Below are 491 nucleotides of genomic sequence, written 5' to 3' on the forward strand. Positions count from 1 at the left end.
CGCCACAGCCTGCTGACCGCTCGCCACCGCACCAGACCCGATCGCCGGTGCCGTGCTGCCGATCACCGCCGCCACCGGCGCCACGCTCGTCGACAGCGACGTGATCGACGTGTTCGCCGACGCCACACCCGTCGACAGCGACGTGATCGACGTGTTCGCCGACGCCACACCCGTCGACAGCGACGTGATCGACGTGTTCGCCGACGCCACCCCCGTCGACAGCGACGTGATCGACGCGTTCGCCGACGCCGCACCCGTCGACAGCGAGCTCACCTGGCTCGTCGTCGTCGACGCCACCGAGTACAGCTGGCTCCCGTTCACCGCGTCCGTCGAACTCGCACTCACGCGACCCGCCGCCACGTTCTGGATCTGGCGCTCGTCGCCGGCTTTGCCCACCGACACCACCCCCGCCACCGGCGTGCCCGCAAACCCCCCATACGTCGTCCCGTCGATCGCGACGGACGACACCGTCACACCCGCAGACGTCGCCG

1 pseudogene is annotated in these 491 nt (G+C 70.7%); it reads right to left on the bottom strand.

Going from position 1 to position 491, the window contains the following annotated elements:
* Nucleotides 1–474 (bottom strand): annotated as a pseudogene (locus MKK52_RS26895) (hypothetical protein); the annotation flags it as partial.
* Nucleotides 475–491 lie beyond the last annotated feature (17 nt).

Source organism: Methylobacterium sp. J-067, from assembly GCF_022829465.1.
Classification (GTDB): domain Bacteria; phylum Pseudomonadota; class Alphaproteobacteria; order Rhizobiales; family Beijerinckiaceae; genus Methylobacterium; species Methylobacterium litchii.